23 protein-coding genes are annotated in these 21,047 nt (G+C 47.4%); 8 read left to right on the top strand and 15 right to left on the bottom strand.

Annotation, left to right across the window (positions count from 1 at the left end):
• Positions 1–195: 195 nt before the first annotated feature.
• A complete protein-coding gene (locus C6Y45_RS07270) occupies positions 196–486 on the bottom strand; it encodes a hypothetical protein (protein WP_107584570.1) in 291 nt (96 codons plus the stop codon).
• 190 nt (positions 487–676) lie between these two features.
• Between C6Y45_RS07270 and C6Y45_RS07265 the strand changes: the two genes are divergently transcribed.
• Positions 677–1,933, top strand: coding sequence for a YeeE/YedE family protein (locus tag C6Y45_RS07265; RefSeq protein ID WP_107584569.1), 1,257 nt, complete (start codon positions 677–679; stop codon positions 1,931–1,933).
• A 292-nt stretch (positions 1,934–2,225) separates the two neighbouring features.
• Here the strand turns inward: C6Y45_RS07265 and C6Y45_RS07260 are convergent, their stop codons facing one another.
• The 4 genes from C6Y45_RS07260 to C6Y45_RS07235 form a co-directional block, all read right to left on the bottom strand.
• Positions 2,226–3,710, bottom strand: coding sequence for an amidase family protein (locus C6Y45_RS07260; RefSeq protein ID WP_107584631.1), 1,485 nt, complete (start codon positions 3,708–3,710; stop codon positions 2,226–2,228).
• A gap of 38 nt (positions 3,711–3,748) precedes the next feature.
• A complete protein-coding gene (cydC, locus tag C6Y45_RS07255) occupies positions 3,749–5,464 on the bottom strand; it encodes a thiol reductant ABC exporter subunit CydC (protein ID WP_107584568.1) in 1,716 nt (571 codons plus the stop codon).
• The gene (gene cydD / locus C6Y45_RS07250) at positions 5,461–7,185 is read right to left on the bottom strand and encodes a thiol reductant ABC exporter subunit CydD (protein ID WP_107584567.1); all 1,725 of its coding nucleotides are present in this window, start codon (positions 7,183–7,185) and stop codon (positions 5,461–5,463) included. The genes cydC and cydD overlap by 4 nt, the downstream gene beginning before the upstream one ends.
• A 632-nt stretch (positions 7,186–7,817) precedes the next feature.
• Positions 7,818–8,435 carry a YpjP family protein gene (locus C6Y45_RS07235; protein WP_107584564.1) on the bottom strand — a complete coding sequence of 206 codons (618 nt, stop codon included), beginning with the start codon at positions 8,433–8,435 and terminating at the stop codon, positions 7,818–7,820.
• Positions 8,436–8,662: 227 nt separating this feature from the next.
• Here C6Y45_RS07235 and C6Y45_RS07230 point away from each other — a divergent pair, with 227 nt between their 5' ends.
• Complete coding sequence (locus tag C6Y45_RS07230; RefSeq protein ID WP_107584630.1) at positions 8,663–9,829, top strand: TraB/GumN family protein; 1,167 nt, start codon at positions 8,663–8,665, stop codon at positions 9,827–9,829.
• Between the two features lie 100 nt (positions 9,830–9,929).
• On the opposite strand, the gene C6Y45_RS07225 is transcribed toward C6Y45_RS07230, so the two are convergent.
• The gene (locus C6Y45_RS07225) at positions 9,930–11,051 is read right to left on the bottom strand and encodes an acyl-CoA dehydrogenase family protein (RefSeq protein ID WP_245922606.1); all 1,122 of its coding nucleotides are present in this window, start codon (positions 11,049–11,051) and stop codon (positions 9,930–9,932) included.
• Between the two features lie 85 nt (positions 11,052–11,136).
• Here C6Y45_RS07225 and C6Y45_RS07220 point away from each other — a divergent pair, with 85 nt between their 5' ends.
• The gene (locus C6Y45_RS07220) at positions 11,137–11,691 is read left to right on the top strand and encodes a sugar O-acetyltransferase (RefSeq protein ID WP_146159160.1); all 555 of its coding nucleotides are present in this window, start codon (positions 11,137–11,139) and stop codon (positions 11,689–11,691) included.
• A gap of 86 nt (positions 11,692–11,777) precedes the next feature.
• On the opposite strand, the gene C6Y45_RS07215 is transcribed toward C6Y45_RS07220, so the two are convergent.
• Both C6Y45_RS07215 and C6Y45_RS07210 read right to left on the bottom strand, forming a co-directional pair.
• Positions 11,778–11,999, bottom strand: coding sequence for a hypothetical protein (locus tag C6Y45_RS07215; RefSeq protein WP_107584562.1), 222 nt, complete (start codon positions 11,997–11,999; stop codon positions 11,778–11,780).
• Between the two features lie 154 nt (positions 12,000–12,153).
• Positions 12,154–12,459 (bottom strand): hypothetical protein, encoded by a 306-nt coding sequence (locus C6Y45_RS07210; protein ID WP_107584561.1) that lies wholly within the window; start codon positions 12,457–12,459, stop codon positions 12,154–12,156.
• A gap of 232 nt (positions 12,460–12,691) precedes the next feature.
• Here C6Y45_RS07210 and C6Y45_RS07205 point away from each other — a divergent pair, with 232 nt between their 5' ends.
• Positions 12,692–13,438 (top strand): sulfite exporter TauE/SafE family protein, encoded by a 747-nt coding sequence (locus C6Y45_RS07205; protein WP_107584560.1) that lies wholly within the window; start codon positions 12,692–12,694, stop codon positions 13,436–13,438.
• Positions 13,439–13,502: 64 nt separating this feature from the next.
• The gene (gene nei / locus C6Y45_RS07200) at positions 13,503–14,324 is read left to right on the top strand and encodes an endonuclease VIII (RefSeq protein ID WP_107584559.1); all 822 of its coding nucleotides are present in this window, start codon (positions 13,503–13,505) and stop codon (positions 14,322–14,324) included.
• Positions 14,325–14,373: 49 nt separating this feature from the next.
• On the opposite strand, the gene C6Y45_RS07195 is transcribed toward nei, so the two are convergent.
• The 3 genes from C6Y45_RS07195 to C6Y45_RS07185 all read right to left on the bottom strand — a co-directional run bounded on the left by C6Y45_RS07195 (position 14,374) and on the right by C6Y45_RS07185 (position 16,037).
• Positions 14,374–15,012 carry an SOS response-associated peptidase gene (locus C6Y45_RS07195; RefSeq protein ID WP_107584558.1) on the bottom strand — a complete coding sequence of 213 codons (639 nt, stop codon included), beginning with the start codon at positions 15,010–15,012 and terminating at the stop codon, positions 14,374–14,376.
• A gap of 15 nt (positions 15,013–15,027) precedes the next feature.
• Positions 15,028–15,690: a universal stress protein gene (locus C6Y45_RS07190; protein WP_160058194.1), complete on the bottom strand. Its 663-nt coding sequence runs from the start codon at positions 15,688–15,690 to the stop codon at positions 15,028–15,030.
• A gap of 146 nt (positions 15,691–15,836) precedes the next feature.
• Positions 15,837–16,037, bottom strand: coding sequence for a DUF2188 domain-containing protein (locus C6Y45_RS07185; RefSeq protein ID WP_107584556.1), 201 nt, complete (start codon positions 16,035–16,037; stop codon positions 15,837–15,839).
• Positions 16,038–16,167: 130 nt separating this feature from the next.
• On the opposite strand from C6Y45_RS07185, the gene C6Y45_RS07180 reads away from it, so the two are divergent.
• Positions 16,168–17,049, top strand: coding sequence for an SDR family oxidoreductase (locus C6Y45_RS07180; RefSeq protein ID WP_107584555.1), 882 nt, complete (start codon positions 16,168–16,170; stop codon positions 17,047–17,049).
• 101 nt (positions 17,050–17,150) lie between these two features.
• Here C6Y45_RS07180 and C6Y45_RS07175 read toward each other — a convergent pair whose 3' ends face one another.
• Entirely contained in the window at positions 17,151–17,456 is a 306-nt protein-coding gene (locus C6Y45_RS07175; RefSeq protein WP_107584554.1) for a HesB/YadR/YfhF family protein, read from the bottom strand.
• A gap of 12 nt (positions 17,457–17,468) precedes the next feature.
• Positions 17,469–17,711, bottom strand: a complete 243-nt coding sequence (locus tag C6Y45_RS07170) for a ferredoxin family protein (RefSeq protein WP_107584553.1) — start codon at positions 17,709–17,711, stop codon at positions 17,469–17,471.
• 147 nt (positions 17,712–17,858) lie between these two features.
• On the opposite strand from C6Y45_RS07170, the gene C6Y45_RS07165 reads away from it, so the two are divergent.
• A complete protein-coding gene (locus tag C6Y45_RS07165) occupies positions 17,859–18,182 on the top strand; it encodes a thioredoxin family protein (RefSeq protein ID WP_107584552.1) in 324 nt (107 codons plus the stop codon).
• A gap of 95 nt (positions 18,183–18,277) precedes the next feature.
• Here C6Y45_RS07165 and C6Y45_RS07160 read toward each other — a convergent pair whose 3' ends face one another.
• Positions 18,278–19,327, bottom strand: coding sequence for a 2,3-butanediol dehydrogenase (locus C6Y45_RS07160; RefSeq protein ID WP_107584551.1), 1,050 nt, complete (start codon positions 19,325–19,327; stop codon positions 18,278–18,280).
• A 348-nt stretch (positions 19,328–19,675) separates the two neighbouring features.
• On the opposite strand from C6Y45_RS07160, the gene C6Y45_RS07155 reads away from it, so the two are divergent.
• Positions 19,676–20,497: a squalene/phytoene synthase family protein gene (locus tag C6Y45_RS07155; protein ID WP_107584550.1), complete on the top strand. Its 822-nt coding sequence runs from the start codon at positions 19,676–19,678 to the stop codon at positions 20,495–20,497.
• A 112-nt stretch (positions 20,498–20,609) separates the two neighbouring features.
• On the opposite strand, the gene C6Y45_RS07150 is transcribed toward C6Y45_RS07155, so the two are convergent.
• Positions 20,610–20,990 carry a rhodanese-like domain-containing protein gene (locus C6Y45_RS07150; protein ID WP_107584549.1) on the bottom strand — a complete coding sequence of 127 codons (381 nt, stop codon included), beginning with the start codon at positions 20,988–20,990 and terminating at the stop codon, positions 20,610–20,612.
• Between the last annotated feature and the right edge of the window lie 57 nt (positions 20,991–21,047).

The following is a 21,047-nucleotide window of genomic DNA, read 5'->3' as shown; positions in this document are numbered from 1 at the left end:
AAGCCCCCTCTGGCTGAATACTGGTACTTATACTGTTCCACCTTCTATTTTATCATGATTAAAGGGAAATATCGCTGTCCGGCTGATTTCAGAACATCAGAAAAGCGCCCGGATTTTTTTATCCGGGCGCTTTTCTGTCAGCTTACACTTTCAGCAGGAACATAAAAACAATTGTTCAGTCTCTTCCACTGCGTTTTACAGACCCTGCTTCATTTGATGATGAGGCATATGGTGATGGCCTTTTGGAGTCCGGTGTTCATCAATTAAGTCTTCATCTTCCACCGGAATATGACCGATTTCTTTATCCGATTCCACAACGACTACGTAATCCCCCTGTTCAAAATATCCGCTGAACGGAGACGCTTCTTTATCCTCTTTATGAATCAGTTCTATATTTTCCCTGGAAACTCCTTTTAATTCCAGTTCCCGGTAGACCCCATCTTTTTTGTCTGGATCTTTCAATACCGCAACGACCTGTTTGTTCATCTCCAGCACCTCCGTTCTGATTACGTCCTGTTTCTTCTTTACCCTTCTCCCACACGCCTGAAACGCGCTGTGACAGTTTCTTGAAACCGTGCAGTCGATGAGGATGGTCTTCTGTTTGACAAACTATATTACCGGCAGTAAAATACGCTTAATTCCGATTTTTTCACTTTGTTTAGGAGGTTTTCAATAAATGTCTACGACGTACGTTCATTCCACTGGAGCTCAGGAGGATGTAGAAAAAAGATCTACCGTTTCCCTGAATCCGCCCCAGATGAAACTGATTGGAGGCGGCCTTGTTGTTACGGCTGTTCTTGCCGTCTTCCTGCTTCTGACCCAGGAACCGGTGCAGCCGCTGTTACTGCTTATCGGTCTCCTTCTCGGCTACACGTTATTTCATGCCCGGTTCGGCTTTACTTCCGCTTTCCGGAGGTTTATGGCTGTTGGCAACGGCCAGGCGATCCGCTCCCATATGGTGATGCTTGCCGCGGCTGTTACGCTGTTTGCTCCAATTCTTGCATTCGGCATTTCCTTTTTCGGTACCGGTGCCAGCGGTTATGTATCGCCTATTGGAACGAGCGTCATCGTCGGTGCCTTTATTTTCGGTATCGGGATGCAGCTCGGAGGGGGTTGTGCTTCCGGTACACTATTTGCCGTCGGCGGAGGAAGAACCGTCATGTTTATTACACTGCTTTTCTTTATTGTAGGTTCTGTAATCGGCGCTGCTCATCTTCCATTCTGGACCGAGGATATGCCGAACGGCCAGCCGGTTTCCCTCGCGGAAACAACAGGGCTCGGCTACGGGGGCGCATGGCTGATTTCTATCGTTCTTTTCGGTCTGATAGCGTGGATTACACTCGTTGTAGAGAAGAAACGCCGGGCACCAAAAATGGCACCTGTTCCTACCACTTCGGGGTGGAAACGAATTCTACGCGGTTCCTGGCCGCTTTTCGCAGCAGCAATTGTGCTCGCTGTACTGAATGCTTTGACGTTAATGACGCGCGGTCAGCCGTGGGGCGTTACTTCCGCCTTTACGCTCTGGGGTTCCAAAGCTGCAGAATCTGTTGGTATTGATGTCGCAAGCTGGGGCTACTGGCAGGGTGAAAATGCTGCCATGCTGGAAGCATCCATTTTTTCCGATACAACAACGATCCTTAATTTCGGTGTTATTATCGGCGCTTTCCTTGCTTCCGCAGCAGGAGGATTGTTTAAATTTTCTCCATTAAAAGGAAAGCACGTAACAGCCGCTGTTATCGGAGGCCTGGCGATGGGCTACGGTGCCCGTCTTGCCTACGGCTGTAACATCGGCGCTTATTTCGGCGGTATTGCCTCTTTCAGTCTTCACGGATATTTGTGGGCTGTCATGGCACTGCTCGGAACGTTTGCAGCTCTTTATATAAGGCCGCTGTTCGGGCTTTCCGTCCCAAAATCGCGGGATACCTTCTGTTAATAAAAACAGCTGCTTTAAAGCACAAAACAAAAAGACCTGCCCGGTTAGTGTTCCGGGCAGGTCTTTTGTGGATGAAAGGCTCCATGTTGATTCACGTGCTCCTGCAGTGCTTAGTTTTTTCCTTTTAAGCGGTGACGGTACAGCAGGTAGGAAACACCGAGAATAAGCAAGATAATAACAGCGGTTAAAATAATAAAAACCGGTTCATACATAAATCATGGCACTCCTTTTAAAGAAGATTCATATCACTAAATACCCAGCTGCGGGCAGATTATAACAGGTTCCGGTAAAATCAGCGGAAGATATCCGGGGTAACCGGCCCCTGCTGTTTCCAGAGAGATGTATTTTCCAGTATGGCAGCGAGCCGGAGAAGGAGAATTTCCTCCCCCTTGGCAGCGGAGGCCTGAACGCCCAGAGGCATGCCGCTTTTAGTAACACCGAGCGGCATCGAAACAGCCGGCTGGCCCGTTAAATTTGCCGACTGAGTAAATGGTGTATAAACAAGACTAGGAAGAAACATATCGTAAATAAGCTGCTGACTGTCTCTGCCGCTTTTCATTGCTTCCCGGTACGTATTCTCTCTTTCTTTATCCGGCGTCAGCTCTCCTGCTTTTGGAGCCTCCCAGGCAGCTGCCGGCGTCAGGTAAATATCGTACTTTTTATGAAAATTGTGTACAACAGCAGAAGCAGCATCCCATGACTGCAGACTGCGGGAATACGAAGCGGCAGAAACATTCTTCCCTGCTTCTTTAAGCATCCACGATTCAAGTTCCAGTTCTTCATCTGCGATTTCCCGGCCGAAAGCTTCCTCCAGCTGCTGAATAACTGCCGCCATTTCTCCGCTGTTCATTAAATAATACTGTTCCATTAATGAAACTCCGTTCAGTTCTGGAGCTTGTTCCTCTACTTCGTGGCCCGCCCGTTCCAGCCAGAGAGCTGCTTCCTTCACAGCGGATACTGCTTCTTCTGATACGGGGGTCCCTACAGGAGAAACTGTCGAGAAAGCTATTTTCAGCTTATGATTGAACGGTCGGCCGATCAAATCAAAAGCCGATTTATCAATAAGAGTCGTCTGGAAGGCTGCTTCCATTTGATATGACTGCACTTCTTTAAGAAGAAGGGCACTGTCACGCACCGTACGGCTTACTGCAAAATCCACCGCTGCTCCCTGCCATTTCCTTCCGCTTCCCGGTCCTACAGGTGTTCTTCCTCTTGTTGGTTTAAGGCCGAAAATCCCTGTAAAAGAAGCCGGAATGCGTATCGATCCTCCTCCGTCACCTGCTCCGGCAGCAGGAACAATTCCTGCTGCTACGGCTGCTGCGGCTCCCCCGCTGGAGCCGCCGGCACTGAAAGATGTGTCGTGGGGGTTACGGGTAACTCCCCCCCTCCGCGGTTCGGTAATATTTTTCAGTCCGAATTCCGGCGTATTTGACTGCCCAGTGATGCGCAGTCCCGCTTTTCGGAATGCAGCAGTCATGTAAGCATCACGGGGTGCCCGGCTGTTCAGCAGATAAGACCCCGCTGTCAGCAATTCCCCTTCGACAGCCTGCGAAGCGTCTTTCGTAACAAAAGGGACTCCTGCGAACAGCCCCTTTTTTGGCCATGCTTCTGTTTCCGCTTTATCAAAACGCGTTCTTACCACAGCGTTGACCACCGGATTCACCTTTTCCAGCCGCTTTTTAAACGCAGCAAAAACGTCCTCAGCTGTTACTTCTTTGTTTTTGATCATTGCAGCAAGTGCGGCTGCGTCACTTTTCAAATACGTACTTTCATCCAGCATGTTACCAAATCCTCCTGCTCTCACCACAAAGTCCTTTATCCCGTCATAAATAATTCTGCTTCTGTCTGCTTCATTTTGTAAAAGACACCCTGCTTTTTCATTAATTCGCTGTAGGTGCCCTGCTCTGCGAGTTTTCCGTCTTCCATCACAAGTATTTGATCCATGTCTTCCAGCCCCTGTAGTCTATGGCTTACGTGAAGGAGCGTCTTACGTGAAGCACTTTGGTATATTTTCTCAAGTACGTGCTGTTCTGTCGATGCGTCTACCGACGACGTCGGCTCATCCAGCAGCCAGACAGGTGTATCCCGCAGCAGTGCCCGGCTTAGTCCGAGGCGCTGTTTTTCCCCGCCGGATAAATCCGACGCTTTCTCACGAAGTTCCAGATCCAGGCTGAGGTAAGGGAGCTGCACACTTTCCAGTACTTCTTCCAGCTTTTCGTCTGAAGCAGTTTCGTCTGCAAGCTGCAGGTTTTCTCTCACTGTACCATAGAAAAAATGCTGATCCTGGAGCACTGCATTCGTATGCCTCCAAATGTCTTTTTCATCCAGGCTTCTCGTTGAAAAGCCATTGAATTTCACTTCTCCCGCTTCCGGAATATATATACCGAGAAGAAGCTGCAGAAGCGTTGATTTCCCGGAACCGCTCGCCCCTACAACAGCTGTCGCTGTTCCTTTCGGAAGGTGAAAACTTACGTCCCGGAGTACCGGTCTGTTTTCGTCCGGGAAAGTGAAGGTGACGTTGTTAAATTCAACCTCCGGAGCTGTTTCCGGAAACGGATGCTTTTCTTCTTTTTCGGGAATTTTAGACGCTTCATCCGCCATTACCTCGTCCAGCCTGCCGGCTGCCCGCCGGCTCTCATGGGCGTAGGAAGGATAGGCGGCCATCGGCACAGCATTTTCAAACACTGTAAGACTGATCATAACGAGCATGGCAAGAAATACTCCATCGAGCTGACCTGCGGCAGTTAAAGCTGCTCCGGAAGCAAGCACGAGCCAGGAAACTGCAAAAGCTGCGGTCTGATTCCACGTTCTGCTTGCCAGACGGCGGCGGGCAGCTTCCGCCTGCTGCGAAACGTAGTGCTTCGACTGCTGCAGCAGCTCTTCTTCTTTATGTGCAAGCCGCTGATGAAGCTTTAAATCCTGGAATCCGTAAAGAAATTCTGCTGCTTCCGTGGAGACTTTCCCTCTTGCCTCGCGGACATCTGCTGCGTTTTTACGCTGCCGGAAGGCATACCATGAAGGGATCAGCCATCCTGTAACAAGTAGTCCTGCAGCAAGAATTCCTGCTGTCACCGGAGAAAAATATAAGGTGACTGCAATCGTCGCTGTAAAGACGGTCAGCATGACGACCGGCGGGTAGAACACACGCAGAAAGTAATCCTGAAGACTTTCAACATCTCCGACAATCCGGGACAAAAGATCCCCGCTTCGGAATCTCTGGGAAATTCTCGGTGCCATCGGTTCTAATTTTTTAAAAAAATGTGTCCGGACATTACTGAGCATCGTAAATGTCGCCCGGTGGGAATACAGCCTTTCCCCGTAACGGCTGAGAGCCCGTGTGAAGCTGAACAGTTTCAGCAGGGCAATGGTTATAGTCAGTATTGCCAACGCCGGCGTAACCGCCGCTCTGGAAATAAGGTACCCGCTGTTGGCAAACAGAGCCACGGCCCCCATGCCGGCAAGAAAACCAAACATAACCGACAAAAATACATCTCTTTTTTCACGGAGAACGAGCGAACGAATCTGCTTCATGCTTTCACCCCCTGCTGAACCTGCACCATATCCCGGTATGATTCGTTTTTTTCCAGCAGCTGCCCGTGCGTTCCTGCAGCCGCTATTCTGCCGTTTTCCAAGAGCAGAATCTGGTCGGCTTCCCGGATAGTATGCAGCCGGTGGGCCACTGTCAGCACAGTGGCATTTTCCGAGAGCTCCTTCATACCACGCTGCAGCAGCTGCTCTGTTTTTACATCCAGTCCGGTTGTCGGTTCATCAAACAATAATAATCCTGGTTTTTTTATAAAAGCCCGTGCCAGTGCCACACGCTGCTTTTCCCCGCCGGAAAGTCCTCTTCCACCTTCACCGACCATCGTATCAAGTCCATTTGGAAGAGCGGAAGCCACTTCTTTCAAGCCGGCTTTTTCCACCGCTGTTTCCAGCTCCTCTTTCGAAACGTCCGGCTTTCCGAGCACGACGTTTTCCCTGAGGGTTCCGGAAAAGAGATACGGTTTCTGAGTGACATAGGCAAGCTGGTCGTACCAGGAAGCCTCTTTGATCTCTGTCATCGGGGTACCGTTCACAAGTATTTCCCCTTCCGCCGGCATAAGACCGGAAATGAGCTGCAGAAGTGTCGATTTTCCTGAGCCGCTCCGGCCAATTACGGCCGTATGAGTGCCTGCCTCCAGGTGGGCATCGAGCGGTCCTAGTGCAAAACGGTCTGTGTCATATTGAAAACGCGTTTCCTTGAAGGTAACGGAAGGTACCGCCGGCGCTTCTTTTTCTCCCCATGTAACCGGCTGCTCTTCTTTATCCAGCTCTGCGTAAATACGGTCTGCTGCTGCCATACTTCCTCTCCCGGAATGAAAAGCACTGCCCATTTCCTTAAGGGATGCAAAAAATTCCGGGACGAGAATTAACACAAAAAAAGCAGTGAAAAACGACAGCTGATCGTAAATAACCAGACGGAGGCCGACTTCAAGAGCCACTATGGAAACACTGAGCATAGAAATAAACTCAAGCATCAACGAAGACAGGAAGGCAATTTTCAGCACGCTCATCGTAGCGTCCCGGTAGTTCAGGCTGCTTTTTTCAATTTCAATTTCCTGCTTCCGCGCACGGCCGAACAGTTTCAGCGTCGACAGTCCCTGCAGAATATCAAGAAATTTACCCGAAAATGCGTTCAGCTTTTCCATCTGCTCTTCCGATTTTTTCTGCGTGTTTTTACCGATAACAATCATCATAATCGGAATAAACGGCGCGGTAATCAGCAGAATTAATCCGGACACCCAGTTCATGTAGAAAACAGCTCCGAGCAGAATGAGCGGTACGAGCGAAGACTGCATCATCACTACATAATAGTGGCTGAAATAAGCATCCAGTTCATCAACGGCATCCAGCATGACACTGACTTTGGATCCGGACCTTCCTTCTGCAGAGGCCTGTACCGGATTTTCGGTATATTTTTTCAGCAGCTTCCGCCGGAATTCCTGCTTTACTTCCGCTGCCATTTTCTCACCTGTTCGATTATTCACATATTGCAGTGCAGCACGCAGCCCAAGTGCCCCCATCACACCGGCAAGCTCTACGTATATATCGGAAACAGACGCTCCCTGCAGGAAAATCTGATCCACGACAGCAACAATAAAATAAGCCTGCGCCACGATCGTCAGGCCGACTGCTGTTGAAACGAGCATCAGCAGATATCTGGACTTTTTATTCTGCTTCGAGAGCTCCTTCAATCTTTCTTTCGCTGTCATACAGGCTGGTCCCCTTTCCCGTAAACTATCTTTCCATTATAAATCATTTCTATCCATGACACACCCGCCGCGCTCAAAACTGCAGTTCCTCCGTTAAACTTTTTGGAGTTTTTGTGAAAATTCCCGTCGTTCCATGGTCTCTCACTGCTGTCCGGACATACTGTCACGGTTTTGTATTTCACTTTGTAAACTTTTCATTCAGCAAAAGTATATTTCTCCTCGTAAATCAAAACAAGGCAGATCCTTTTAAAAAGCATCCATTCACGAATCAGAATAATAAAAAAGCCTTTATGACAAGTTTTGTCATAAAGGCTCAAAGTGTTGATTAAGTCTTGATTCCAGACTAGTTATTCTTCTGAACGTACAGCTTTCTCCTGAATGGAAGAAAGGACGGTAGCAACACGTTTTTTAGAAAAGAAAACTTCTTTTTTATTTTCCTGCTGGAGCTGCAGCAGGCGACTCCGGGGCGAAATAGGACGAGCAGAAGATCCATTTCTTCCGAGCAGTGGGAGGAAGAAATTAGCTGAAGCCGGCCCGCCCGGAAAGTGTCCTGCGGAGGCGAAAGCAGGAACATGTCTACGCCTGTAAAAAAATACTTTATAAACAGCCTGAACCTCTATGACAGGATAAAGTTAATGGGTCATCCATTTAGGCGGGGTGTTCTTGTCCCAGTAAATATCCCCCAGCTCATGATGCTCTTCAAAGCCATCGTCTTTCAGATGATAGTGAAAATTAAAGTAATACCCCTGTTTCGGCTTCATATCCCTGCGTACATGAAAACGGACTACATCCGTTGCAGCTTCTTCATCATATATATGGAAAATCCGTTCTCCATAGCCTCCTGCAGGCTGTTCTGTTATGGATAAGTTAGGTACTGCTTCTTCCCCGGACTGTTCATAGATCGAGGATATGACTTCCTCCATCTGCGGCAGAATATCTTCTGTAATGTCCTCTTCCACACGGCTTAAAATTTTAGGACCGAGCTTCGTCATCATCTGCTCTCTTGCCTGAGCAGTCATATCATCAATATATTCATCCAGCGACCAGAGGTCCTCTATTTCTTCGTCAATTTCTTCTATTGAACTGTCGGTGATGCTGTCAAACGCACTGCCTGCCGGATTTTCCTGTTTGTCCGGAAGCTCCGCCCCGTTTTCCCCGCTGTTGTCATTCCAGTCCAGCGGTGGTATATAGGCTCCGAGAGTCATAATGCTCATCATAATAATCGTCAGTCTGCGCATCCAAAGCTTCATTTTCTTCCGCCCCTTTGCTTCATCTGCTTCTTATTTTAGCATGTTTTGAAATGAAAACCTATAGAGTTCCTCTGATCTTTAAAAACCACAGAACGCTGACTTCACTTCTTTTGTGGTGCGCATTTGTTCCAACTTTTGATATGATAAGATCAGCTGTTGAAAAATCCGGCTGCTTCATGCAGTATTATGAAAGAATTAAGCTTCAGGAAATGAGGGACCTATCACGTATGAGTGAAGAAAATATCACCCGGCTGCAGATAAATGGTAAAGAAATTATATTAATCGGCACTGCCCACGTCTCTAAACAAAGTGCTGAACAGGTGAAAGAGGTGATCGACCGGGAAAAGCCGGATACTGTCTGTGTAGAGCTTGATGAACAGCGGTACGCTTCCGTGATGGATCACGAAAACTGGCAGAAGATGGACATCTTCAAGGTGATCCGGGAGAAAAAGACCACCCTTCTGTTTATGAATCTTGCAATTTCTTCCTTTCAGAACAGAATTGCCAAACAGTTCGGCATTAAGCCCGGCATGGAAATGATCCAGGGCATCCAGTCTGCAGAAGAAAACGATGCGGAACTCGTGCTTGCTGACCGTCACATCCAGACAACATTTTCCCGAATTTGGGGAAATCTCGGTCTTTCCGGAAAAGCAAAGCTCATCACTTCCATTTTTGGAAGCATACTCGTCCAGGAAAAGATCTCCGAACAAGAGATGGAAAAAATGAAACAGCAGGATACGCTGAATGCAGCCATGCATGAATTTTCAAAGGCTTTTCCAAGGCTGAAAAAGCCGCTGATCGACGAGCGGGACCAGTTTCTTGCTCAGAAAATTAAAGACGCTCCCGGAGAAAAGATCGTCGCTGTTCTAGGAGCAGCTCACGTGCCGGGTATTCTTGAAGAAATCAATCATGAACAGGATATGGATAAACTGATGGAAACGCCGCCGAAGTCAAAACTTCCAAAGATTATCGGCTGGATGATTCCTATTCTAATTATCTCTGTGATCGCCTATACCTTTATGAATAACCCTTCTGCAGGACTGGAACAGACGATCAGCTGGCTTTTGTGGAACGGTTCATTTTCTGCAATCGGTGCGGCTATCGCCCTCGGCCATCCTCTGACTGTTATTACAGCATTTGTGATCGCCCCGTTGAGTTCATTGAATCCTCTGATGGCAGCCGGCTGGTTCGCCGGATTCGTTCAGGCTTATATGCGGCGTCCGAAAGTAGGGGATCTCGAAATGATTTCCGATGATGTGCAGACGATGAAAGGCTTCTGGCAGAATAAAGTAACACGCATTCTGCTCGTCGTCATTTTAACAAACATCGGCAGCACGATCGGTACAATGATCGGCGGAGCCGACGTCCTGCGCGTCTTTTTCGAAAACCTTTAAAATTCCCGACCGTAAAAACCCGTTCTCCGAACATTCCGGAGGACGGGTTTTTAACGTATTCATACAGTTATCACAACAGGGGGAAAACAGACTTGAGCAGTTATTTTCCGAGAACATCCGAGGCAAGTTTTTCAATGACAGCATCGTCCATCGGCGGGTTATGAAGACCCGCACGCATATCCCGGTGATACCGCTGCAGCGGATTATCCTCTTCAAGACTTCTTGCTCCTGCAGTACGCATCGCAAGATCAACGATTTGAAGCCCGTTATTGATCACGGTATGCTTCGCTGCGGCCAGATCCCCGGCAAAATTCACCCGTTCCTCTTTTGATGCCTTTTCCCATTTTTCTGCCGTATAATACAACACTGCTTCACTTTCTTTAAGAAGCAGTGACATTTCTCCAACCTTCTGCCGGACATGGGGAACAGTGGAAATAGTGCCTTCAAGACTGTTTGGGGAATACGTAAGGCTGAAATCTGCAGCATAGTGAAAAGCCGCTTCCGCAATGCCAAGATAACAGGCCGGAATATGAAGGAGCCACCCTGTCCCGGGCTCAGCCGGCTGTGGTTTCATTTGAATCCTGTTTCCGCCAGGTAGTTCAACATTCTGCAGCACGAGATCGTGGCTTCCTGTGCTCCGCATCGCTGCCGAATTCCACGTTTCCTCCATGCGGACCCCCGGCAGATTCAGTGGAACGAAAAAATAGGCGTGCTCTCCCGTCTCTTCTATTACTGCGGAAACTTGAGCGTAATCGAGCACCGGCAGCATCGTCGTAAAAGCTTTCCTTCCGTTTACAAACCAGCTGCCGTTTCTTAGGACAGCTTTCGTCTCGGGCATGCCGCCGCGGGTGGGGCTTCCCGAAGCTCGTTCTGTTGAAGCCGCATTAAATAAAGCTCCTGAGGCTGCTTCTTTAAACAAAAAACCGGAGAGCTCCCCTTCCCACAGATCATAGGCTGCAATATGATAAACGAGTCCATTATGCCAGCCGAGCGACAAAGCGCTTGCTCCGTCCACCGCTGCCAGCCGCTGCTGCATACGAAGAAATTCCGTTAATGAAGCCCCCATCCCGCCGTACTGCTCCGGTACAGTAAGTCGTGTAAACCCCTGCTCACGCAGTTCGTCGAAGGTTTCTGTCGGAAAAGTTCCTTCTCTGTCGTGATAAAAGCCTCTTTCCCGCAGTTTATTTTCATTCTGATCAAGCCAGTCGTACAGCTGCTTCATCTGTCCGTCCCTCCTTAAACGTGCTAATTCGTATCTTAACGCAGGAAGGTCTGCTAAGCTAGAAAAGTGATATAAAGGAGGCTCAATTATGACTGAAAAAGAAAAAATGCTGAACGGTGAAATGTATAATCCCCAGGACGAAGAACTCCGCAGAGACCGCTATATTGCAAGAAGAATCGTAAAGCAGCTGAATGAGCTGCACGAAGAGCATGAAATCGACCGGGCGGAAATGCTCCGGGAGCTGCTCGTGAGTACTGGAAAGAACATCTATGTAGAATCAAACTTCCGCGTCGACTACGGTGAAAATATACACGTAGGCGATAACTTCTTTGCAAACTTCGACTGCACAATTCTCGATCCTGCTCCGGTTACTATCGGAGACAACTGTCTTCTCGGTCCCGGCGTACACATTTACACGCCTCTTCACCCGCTTGATCCAACGGAACGGTCTTCCGGCCTGGAATACGCCCTTCCGGTTACTATCAAAAACGATGTCTGGATCGGCGGCAGAGCTGTCATAAATCCTGGAGTAACCATCGGAGAAGGCGCCGTCATTGCCTCAGGCGCTGTCGTTACAAAAGACGTCCCTCCGCGGACAGTCGTGGCCGGATCTCCTGCCAGAGAAATCAAAAAGACTTGAACTGCAGACAGTCGTACGGCTGAAAAGAAAACCGCGCGTGGTCAGGACTCACTTTGTCCTGACTATTTTTTTATTGCGCCTCCCGGTTAATCATGAACAGCTTTATATTTCTTTACCGGCTGGGCCGAAAGAATGTGATCCAGACGAAATATTCTTTTTTCCCTGCGTGTGTGGCAGTAAACTTTTATATAGTTCCCTTCACATTCGTATACCGTTACCTGCCGCTGAGTAATCCGGCTGTGCCCATCCATATATATTACTTCCAGCGGTTCCGCTGTCTGCATATGCCGGAGAAAAATATTTTTCATGAGAAGCCGCTCCTTTCTCTTTGTATTCTATATCTTTCATTATATAAGAACAAACGTTCTTTTTTCTACTAATTTGTTTCTTCTTCCTTTTGTATTGTTTAGTTTTTTCAGGCATAAAAAAAAGCACCCTGCTCGGGTGCTTTAACTGCCGCCGTTACTTTGTTTCACTTCCTATAACCTCGAGAGAATGAAACTCTTCCATCGTATTGAATATCTGCACCACATCACGCTCACTCATCTTTGTACTGTCACTAAGTGAAATAATCAGAGTGCCATATTCGGTATTTTCCATTTTATCTTCATCAACCGGCGTTATATCTGTGCGTTTTTTATCCGGACTGTATTCAATATGTCCGATATTTGTAAACCCGCCATACTCTTTTGCTTTTTCTTTAAATAGATTTTCAAATTCCTGCAGTGATGCTGCCGGGAAGTATTTTACTTTAAGCAGTATCTCCATAATACGCCTCCTCTATATATCAATTTCAGCACATATGAGGTTATTTATTCCACACTTGGAAATTTTCAAACCTGTATGCTTTAAACTTGGAATAAGCCTTCTTATGAAAGCTAGAATACCAAGGCTGCTTTCTTTCCTGTGATATACTGTTTTCATTGCCTTGAAACAAGGTATTTTTTACATATGCAGCAGTTGCTTTCCATTACAGAGCTTTAATAAAGGTGGGCTTATTTTGGATTTATCTTTATTCAGTATCCTTATCGTTATCGGGTGTGCTTTTTTAATCGGCATTTCCAAAACCGGCCTGCCGACGCTCGGTATTTTTGTTGTAGCAGTGATGGCAGGCGTCTTTCCGGTACGGGAATCAATCGGCATCGTTCTTCCGATGCTTATCGCCGCGGATATTGTAGCAGTACTTTATTACCGTAAAAATGCTGACTGGCCGACTCTGATCCGACTGATCCCGTGGGTCAGCGGCGGACTTATTATTGGATTTTTCTTTCTCTTTTTTATAGAAGTAAACCGGCCGATCGAAATTTCACTCGGCATTATCATTGTAGCTATGGCCTTTCTGCAGGTCTGGAGCAGGTTCCGTTCACCCGGAGCCCCCCGGGAAAACCGTTCTGCTTTTTTCACCGTCATTCTCGGTACACTCGCAGGTTTTTCCACCATGGTTGGAAATGCAGCGGGTCCTGTTATGGCTATTTTCCTACTAGCTGCCGGACTCCCGAAACAGGCCTTCATCGGAACCGGCGCCTGGTTCTTTCTTGCAGTGAATGTAATTAAGGTGCCGTTGTATGCTTCCCTCGGTCTGATCACAGCAGAAACGCTGACGCTGAACGCATGGATGATCCCTGCCATTCTTGCCGGAACATTTATTGGCATCAAAACACTTCAGAAAATACCCCAGCACTGGTTTAACTATATTATCCTCGCCCTTGCCGTTTTCGGCGGCTTTCGTCTATTAATGGGGGCCTAGAAGTTGCTTTTCCAGTCCGCGCTCGATATTATCAGTCTAGAAACTGCGCAGAGGAGGAATAAGCATGCCGGAAGGACCGGAAATACGAAAAGCGGCCGACGAGGTGGAAAAAGCCGTCAAGGGCCGGGATGTCCTGGAAGTCCATTTTGGTCTCGAGCGTCTGCAGGGGTATGAAGATCTTCTTCAGGGGGCATTCGTAACGGGCGTGGATACGAAAGGAAAAGCGATGCTCACCCGCTTCAGCAACGGATACACCGTCTATTCGCATAACCAGCTTTACGGAAAATGGATTATCCGGAACGTATACAATTATCCAAAAACGAACCGGCAGCTCCGCTTTGCCATACACAACGAAAAAAAATCAGCTCTTCTCTACAGCGCCTCCGATATTGAAGTGCTGCCGGATGAGGAAGTCGCCCTTCATCCTTTTATCGCAAAAGCCGGACCGGATATTTTGAGCGAGCAGGTAACACCGGATATGCTTACAGAACGGCTGCAAAGCAAAAGGTTTTACCGGCGTAAATGGTCCTCTCTTCTGCTTGATCAGGGATTCGTAGCAGGAATTGGGAATTATCTGCGGAGTGAGATCCTTTTCACCTCCGGTATATCTCCTTTGATCCGCCCAGCAGACACACCGCCGGAAAAACTTCAGCTCGCTGCTGAAAAGACGATCGAATTGATAGAGCAGTCCTACCGCCATAAAGGAATTACCAATGACCTTGGACTGGCGGAAAAGCTTCAAGCGGAAGGAAAAACGAGACGTCAGTACCGCCACTGGGTGTTTGCCCGAGAAGGACAAAGCTGCCGGCTCTGCGGCACCCCGGTCACGAAAATACAGGCTGCTTCCCGGAGACTGTATTACTGCAGCGACTGCCAAAAAAGCTGACTCCTCCCGAAAAGCCTTTCCGTACAGCCGGAAAGGCTTTTCATCATTATTACTCTACAGCTTCCAGAAGTTCCGGGTCGTTTTCCTGCGGTTTATTTACACGAACAGATACCGGATGCATCTTCAGAATCCCGGAATCTGGAGGAACGAGCAGGTGCCGGACGTCTCCCGTTGCCGTATCCAGCCATTCCCGCTGATCCTCTTCACCGAGAAATAACGGCATGCGGTGGTGAATTTCCTTCATATCCTCATTAGCTTCAGCGGTGACAATAGCACACGTGTGCCCGCCGTCGTCTTCTTTGCGCCACAGTCCGGCGAAAGCAAGCAGTCTGCCGGATTCCGGATAAATATAATATGGCTTTTTCCCATCACCTGTTTTTTTCCATTCAAAAAAGCCATCTGCCGGTACAATACACCGTCTGTGCCGGGCGGATTCCCGAAACGCAGGCTTCTGGTAGAGCGATTCGGCCCGGGCATTGATCAGCCTTTTTCCGCCTCCCCATCCCGGTGTAAACCCCCAGGCGAGCATTCCAAGACGGCGCTGCTCCCCGTCCCATATAACGGCCGGTATTTGCATTGATGGAGCAATATTGTAGCCCGGCTCCAGCTCCGGCACTTTCACTGCCTCTGTCTGAAACTGCTCTTTAATCTGCTCAAGGGACGATGTCAGAGTAAACCTCCCGCACATGCCGCCCCCTCCTCTCTATTTTTCTTCAAGAATCGTATCAAGCTCCTCCTGGTAGCGCTCATGCACATCGCCTTCTACTACATAGAGAACGACAGGATGGCCAAAGATTTTGGCTTTGAATATTCCAGTAAGGAAGTCGGTGTGAAGATGCTGAAAGAAAATGCCTTCATGGCCTTCTCCCTGTGGCTGCTCGAGGGCTATTTTATACTGCCCCTCTTTTTTATACAGGTATCCGGATACTCCCTTGTCATAATGGGATTCTGCGGCCACACGGTCCTTTTTGATTTTAAAAATTGTTACATCGACATCTTCCAGTTCATGAAACAGTTCATTGACGAGTGACCCGTGAATAAGCAGGTCCCACCGGCTCCGGAAAGCCTGGCCTACAATGATATGGTGTACGTCATTTGCACGCGCCACCTCACCTATTATTTCCCCGAGCTTTTTGCTTCCCTGCCTCGGCTGAAGAATCATTGTTGCTTTATGAAAGTCTGCCCATTTCTTGATTTCTTCCCTCTTTTCTTCTTCTTTCATATCGCTCGTATCGTTTTCCGGATCATATACGTGTAAAACAATGCATTCACTTTGAAAAGCCTTTGTTTCTTTTATTCCTCGTTCGATCAGCTGCCCCGCACTTTCCGGATAGGATACACATACAAGAACATTTTCTTTACTCAAAGGGATCACGCTCCTGAACAACTTAATTATAATATTACCTTCGACAAAACTGCCGTTTTTCCTGCTTTACTACTGGAACAAAAAAGAAGCCGTACCAGGGCTTCATCAATAAGCTATTCGGTACGGCTTTTACGTTTCTTATGTGATTAATCGAAATTTCTCGTTTCTTCCACTTCCATTTTGTTGTTGTAAATGTGCAGCCGGCTCGGGCTGTGTTCCTTAGCCATCTCTTCAGCATGAGCAATAGCATCATCTTTTTGATCAAAAGAAGTTTCAGGAGCCACGTCCTCAATTTTCACCATCCATGCTGTAACATCTTTGTTTGGTCGTACGGAATATTCGCGCATAGTGTCATCTCCTTTATTATCTGTTCTAAATTCCTATTACCTGTTTTCTCTCTGCTCAAACAACTTTTTTATTGTTTATTTTATAGGAAAAATGGTAATAAGAACCACAATACTCATGAGGAGGGATACAATGAAATACGAAGATATACAGAAACTGCAGACAGAAGGACAACCGAAACAGATTCAGAACAGACAGCCCGGTGTAGAAGACGGCGAAGTAACACCGATGCCGATTTTCGATGATCCTAACTATAAAGGCAGCGGAAAGATGAAAGACAAAGTAGTACTTATTACCGGGGGCGACAGTGGAATTGGACGTGCTGTCTGTGTCGCACTTGCTAAAGAAGAAGCAAAAGTTGCCCTTGCCTACCGGGATGAACATGATGATGCGGAAACAACAAAAGCACTTGTTGAAGAGTACGGCGGGGAATGCCTGCTTATTGACGGAGACATAGGCGAAGAAGAAACGGCGAAAAAGACAGTCGAAAAAGCAGTCAAGCATTTCGGACGCCTTGATTCTCTCATTAATAATGCAGCCGAACAGCACTACGCAGAAGATCTTCGGGATATTTCGAGTGATCAGATGGAGCGTACATTCAAAACAAACATTTTCGGTGCTTTTCACGTAACGAAAGCAGCACTTGACCACCTGCAGCCGGGAAGTTCCATTGTTAACTCTGTGTCAGTGGTTGCCTATAAAGGAATGCCGGTTCTTATGGATTACGCAGCAACGAAAGGCGCTCTTGTGGCTCTCACCCGTTCGTTGTCGGAAAACCTTGTTTCAAAAGGTATCCGTGTCAACGGTGTCGCTCCGGGACCGGTATGGACACCGCTTATTCCCGCCTCTTTCCCGAAAGAACAGGTGGAACAGTTCGGTACGTCCAGTCCTATGGGCCGTCCGGGACAGCCTGCAGAACTCGCACCAGCTTATATTTATCTCGCTTCAGACGACTCCTCCTTCGTATCCGGCGAAGTCATTCACGTCAACGGAGGTCAGGTCCTGAACAATTAAATAAGTACAGAACGCTGATGAAACCTATAAAAGCAAAAGTAGAAAAAATCGTCATGACCAAAAAAAGCCCCGGAAGGATTTTTTTCCTCCGGGGCTTTCCTTTATTCTTTGTCAGGCTCTCCATAATTAAATGTTATTTCCTGTTTGTCCTTGTCATAGGCTACTTTCAGGTCGTGTCCGTCAAAATACCAAAGGTCTCCTTCTTCAATAAAAAAGGTGATCCCTTCTTTTTCTGTACTGGCCCCTGTCGTGATCGCCGAGCCGTACGGTTCAAATGCCAGCGAGAACCCGCTCTGTACAGTGCTGTCCCCGCCGTACTGGGCAAAGAATTTTATTGTATCCCCGTCGTCGAGATCCACTTCGTTTTTAAACCATTTTACTGCTTCATCTGTAATTTCAAGCTTCACATTTTACCTCCTTCACTGCTTCCCTTGAAAAAATTCTTCCGCCTGTTTTAAGTACTTTTCATCTCCAGGGGCGAGTTCGTGCTCATCCACTATTGCATCCACCGGACAGACAACAACACAGGCTCCGCAGTCTATGCAGATATCCGGATCAATAAAGTACTGATCTTTCCCTTCTTCAATGCAGTCGACCGGACAGACATCCACGCATTCTCCAGCTTTTTCTCCGATACATGGACTTAAGATGACAAAGGCCATAAGCATTCCCTCCCTAAAGTATCTTATCCCTATATTCCTTTTTTTCTGCTTTTTGAAACGTCTACTCAAACGTCATCCGGAATCTTTGTAACTTTTACCGGAAGAGGCTATAGTGAAAAGAGAATACTTGTGGAGAGGAGACTAAAAATGGAAAAAATGCAGACATTGGAACAGACCGAGGAAATTATTGAAAATCACCCATTGACCCTGATCTACATTTCAAGGGAGCAGTGCTCCGTCTGCCACAGTTTTAAACCTCAGCTTGAAGCTGTCCTGGAGAATTATCCGCAAATTAAAGCTGCTGCTGTTTCTGCCGATGATATTCCGGAAGCTGCTTCCCGCTTTGAAGTGTTTACTGCTCCGGCAGTGCTCCTTTATATAGAAGGAACCGAGCGGTGGCGGGGCGCACGCTTCATACGCCGGGAAGAACTTGAACACCAGTTCACCCAATGGAGTGAGGCCCTGGAATAAAGAACTTTCTCCGCGGCAAGCGAAGAAAAAAGAGCTGCCCGGTAATTTTCCAGGGCAGCTCTTCTGTACATATCATTGAATTTCATCAGCGTTGTTTATTCCGGTGATACGAGAATTTTCACCTGGCTTTTATCCGTGGAGAGAACTTCGAATCCTTTATCAACGACTTCATCGAGCGTAATTCTGTCTGTAACCATCGTGTCCGCCTGGAAATATCCCTGCTTCATTAATTCCATTACAGCAGGATAAATATGACGGTAGGCGATAATCCCTTTTACTGTTCTTTCTTTGATAACGAGATCATTCGGCTGCAGGGAAGCCTCCCCTTCCCATATGCTTACTATAACGATTTCTCCACCCGTATGCGTACTGTGAATGGATTGATTTAAAACTTTTGGAATACCGGTGACTTCAAAAGCTGCATCCACCCCTCCGATTTCATCGTGAATCACTTTCACCGCGTCTTCAGTAGAGGCATCGATAACCACCGCTCCAAGGTTCTCTGCCTTTTTCCGTCGTGATTCAGATACTTCCACCGCGTATATTTTCGATGCACCTGCCGCTTTTAAAGCATCAATAACCATCAGCCCAATCGGACCGGCCCCAAACACTGCCGCTGTATCTCCAGCTTTAATTGAACTTTGACGCACCGCATGAAGTCCTACAGCTGCCGGCTCTACAAGAGCTCCCTGCTCATAGGACAATTCTTCCGGAATCACGTGCACCATATGCTCTCCGACAACCGTGTATTCGGAGAAGCCGCCGCCGCCGCCGGACAGCCCGTGAAACCCGAGCAGTTCTGTTAAGTTATATTTTTCATCGATATATCTGCCATTTTCATTTGGAGCGAGAATAGGTTCAATCGTCACCCGGTCCCCTGCTTTTACTTTTGTTACTTTTTCCCCTGTTTCTGTCACTTCACCTGCAAATTCATGTCCCATAATGATCGGAGCCTGCTGACCGCTGATAGGATGAGGACTGCCCTCCGGAATAAAGATCGGCCCTGCCAGATACTCGTGGAGGTCACTGCCGCATATGCCGCACCATTTCACTTTAATCTTGACGTCGTGTGCCCCTTTGACAGAAGGTTCCTCGGCCTCTTCCACCCGAAGATCTTTCGCTTTGTACCATACAGCCGCTTTCATAAAACATCACTCCTTTCAAAAATTTATCGTAACTTAACCTATATTCATTATATTCCCGTTTATAAAGAAAATACACTGTTTTTGTGAAATGTTTCACAAAATATTTTGCTGTTGATTGATAAATTTCCTATGATTAATAGAAAAACATATTCTTTTTCGATATACTAAGGGGGTGCAGTACTTTTGAAGTTTCCAGCGTCTATCATGACGAAGCGGAAAGCTTTATTACAGGATTTGTTTTTACGTCATTATTCATGAAAGCATATTGATTTTACTATAGAATGCTGTGCAGTTCTTGAATATAATACTGCATCGGACTATAAGATACACTAAGGAGGCGCTCTCTGCATGCAGACAGAAAAACAGCAGCAAAAAGAAGCAATGAAAATGCTGAAGGACACGAGCCGGACTTTTTACATTCCGATCACACTCCTGAACCCTGAGCTGAAAAAAACGGTAGCTTCTGCTTATCTATGCATGCGTGCTATCGATGAAATTGAGGACAGCGAAATTCTTGCTTCCGACATTAAAGCACGACTGCTGCGTGAAACAAGCAGTATGCTCGAAGGAACATTTGATCAGTCTGCCTATGAAGCTCTTACCGCTCCCTACGCTTCGATGCTCCCGGAAGTTGCTCTCCGCCTTGGGGACTGGCTCGATACATGTCCGGACAGTTACGTACCGAAAGTAAAGGAATTTACGAGTGAAATGGCCCAAGGCATGGCCTTCTGGGCAGAGAAAGACTGGGATATCCAGACAGAAGCCGATCTGGACAGCTATACGTACTATGTTGCGGGACTAGTAGGTGTCATGCTGTCTGATATATGGGAATGGCACGACGGAACAAAAACCGACCGGGATCTTGCCATCGGGTACGGCCGCGGCCTTCAGACAGTCAACATTCTCCGTAACGTCGAAGAGGACCGCGAACGCGGCGTCTCGTTTATCCCGGAAGGCTGGACGCTGGAAGATACGTTCGCCTATGCGGAAAAAAATCTCGCTCTCGGCGATGCGTATATGAAGGATTTGAACACTAAAACGATCATTCTCTTCTGCCAGGTACCGCTTTCTCTTGCAAAGAAAACATTGAAAGCGCTCCGCAGCGGCCGGGAAAAAATGTCCCGTGCAGAAGTGGAAGAAACGGTGGAGCAGATTAAAAAAGAAGTATAAACACAATAAAAAATGCTTCCGGCATATAAGCTGGAAGCATTTTTTATTGTTCCGAAGCTACGGGAATCATCACAGTATCACTGCCTGTTTCAGCTGATGCATAAACCTGCTTTTACTGAACCGTTGCTCCTTCCCAGTCGAGCATACCACCCTCTACGTTTATAAGATCGTCAAACCCTTCCTGCTCAAGAAATTCAACAGCCTGCTCACTCCGGCTTCCGCTCCGGCAGATGATGACCAGTGGTTTGTCCTGTGGAAGTGAAGCATACTCCTCGGACAAAGTGCTCAAAGGGTAGTTTTCCATCTGCTCAATGTGCCCTTCTCTGAACTCATCCGGTTCACGGACATCCACAAAATAATAGTCGTCCGCCTGTTCTTCTGTCAGTTTTTCTTCGAGTTCTTTTGTTGAAATTTCCTCTTCCGCCGACGAATTCAAAAAAATAAAAGCCGCTGCAGCTGCTGTCAGGATCCCGGTGATCATCCATTTCCACATAGTAATCCCTCCCTGCTTTAAGTTTATACCCTCCCACTCTTTATTAACAAGGAGGAT

The organism is Alkalicoccus saliphilus (genome assembly GCF_003044065.1).
Lineage (GTDB): Bacteria > Bacillota > Bacilli > Bacillales > Salisediminibacteriaceae > Alkalicoccus > Alkalicoccus saliphilus.
The sequence above is the reverse complement of the archived record's forward strand: the minus strand, read 5'-3'. Positions and strand labels throughout refer to the sequence as shown.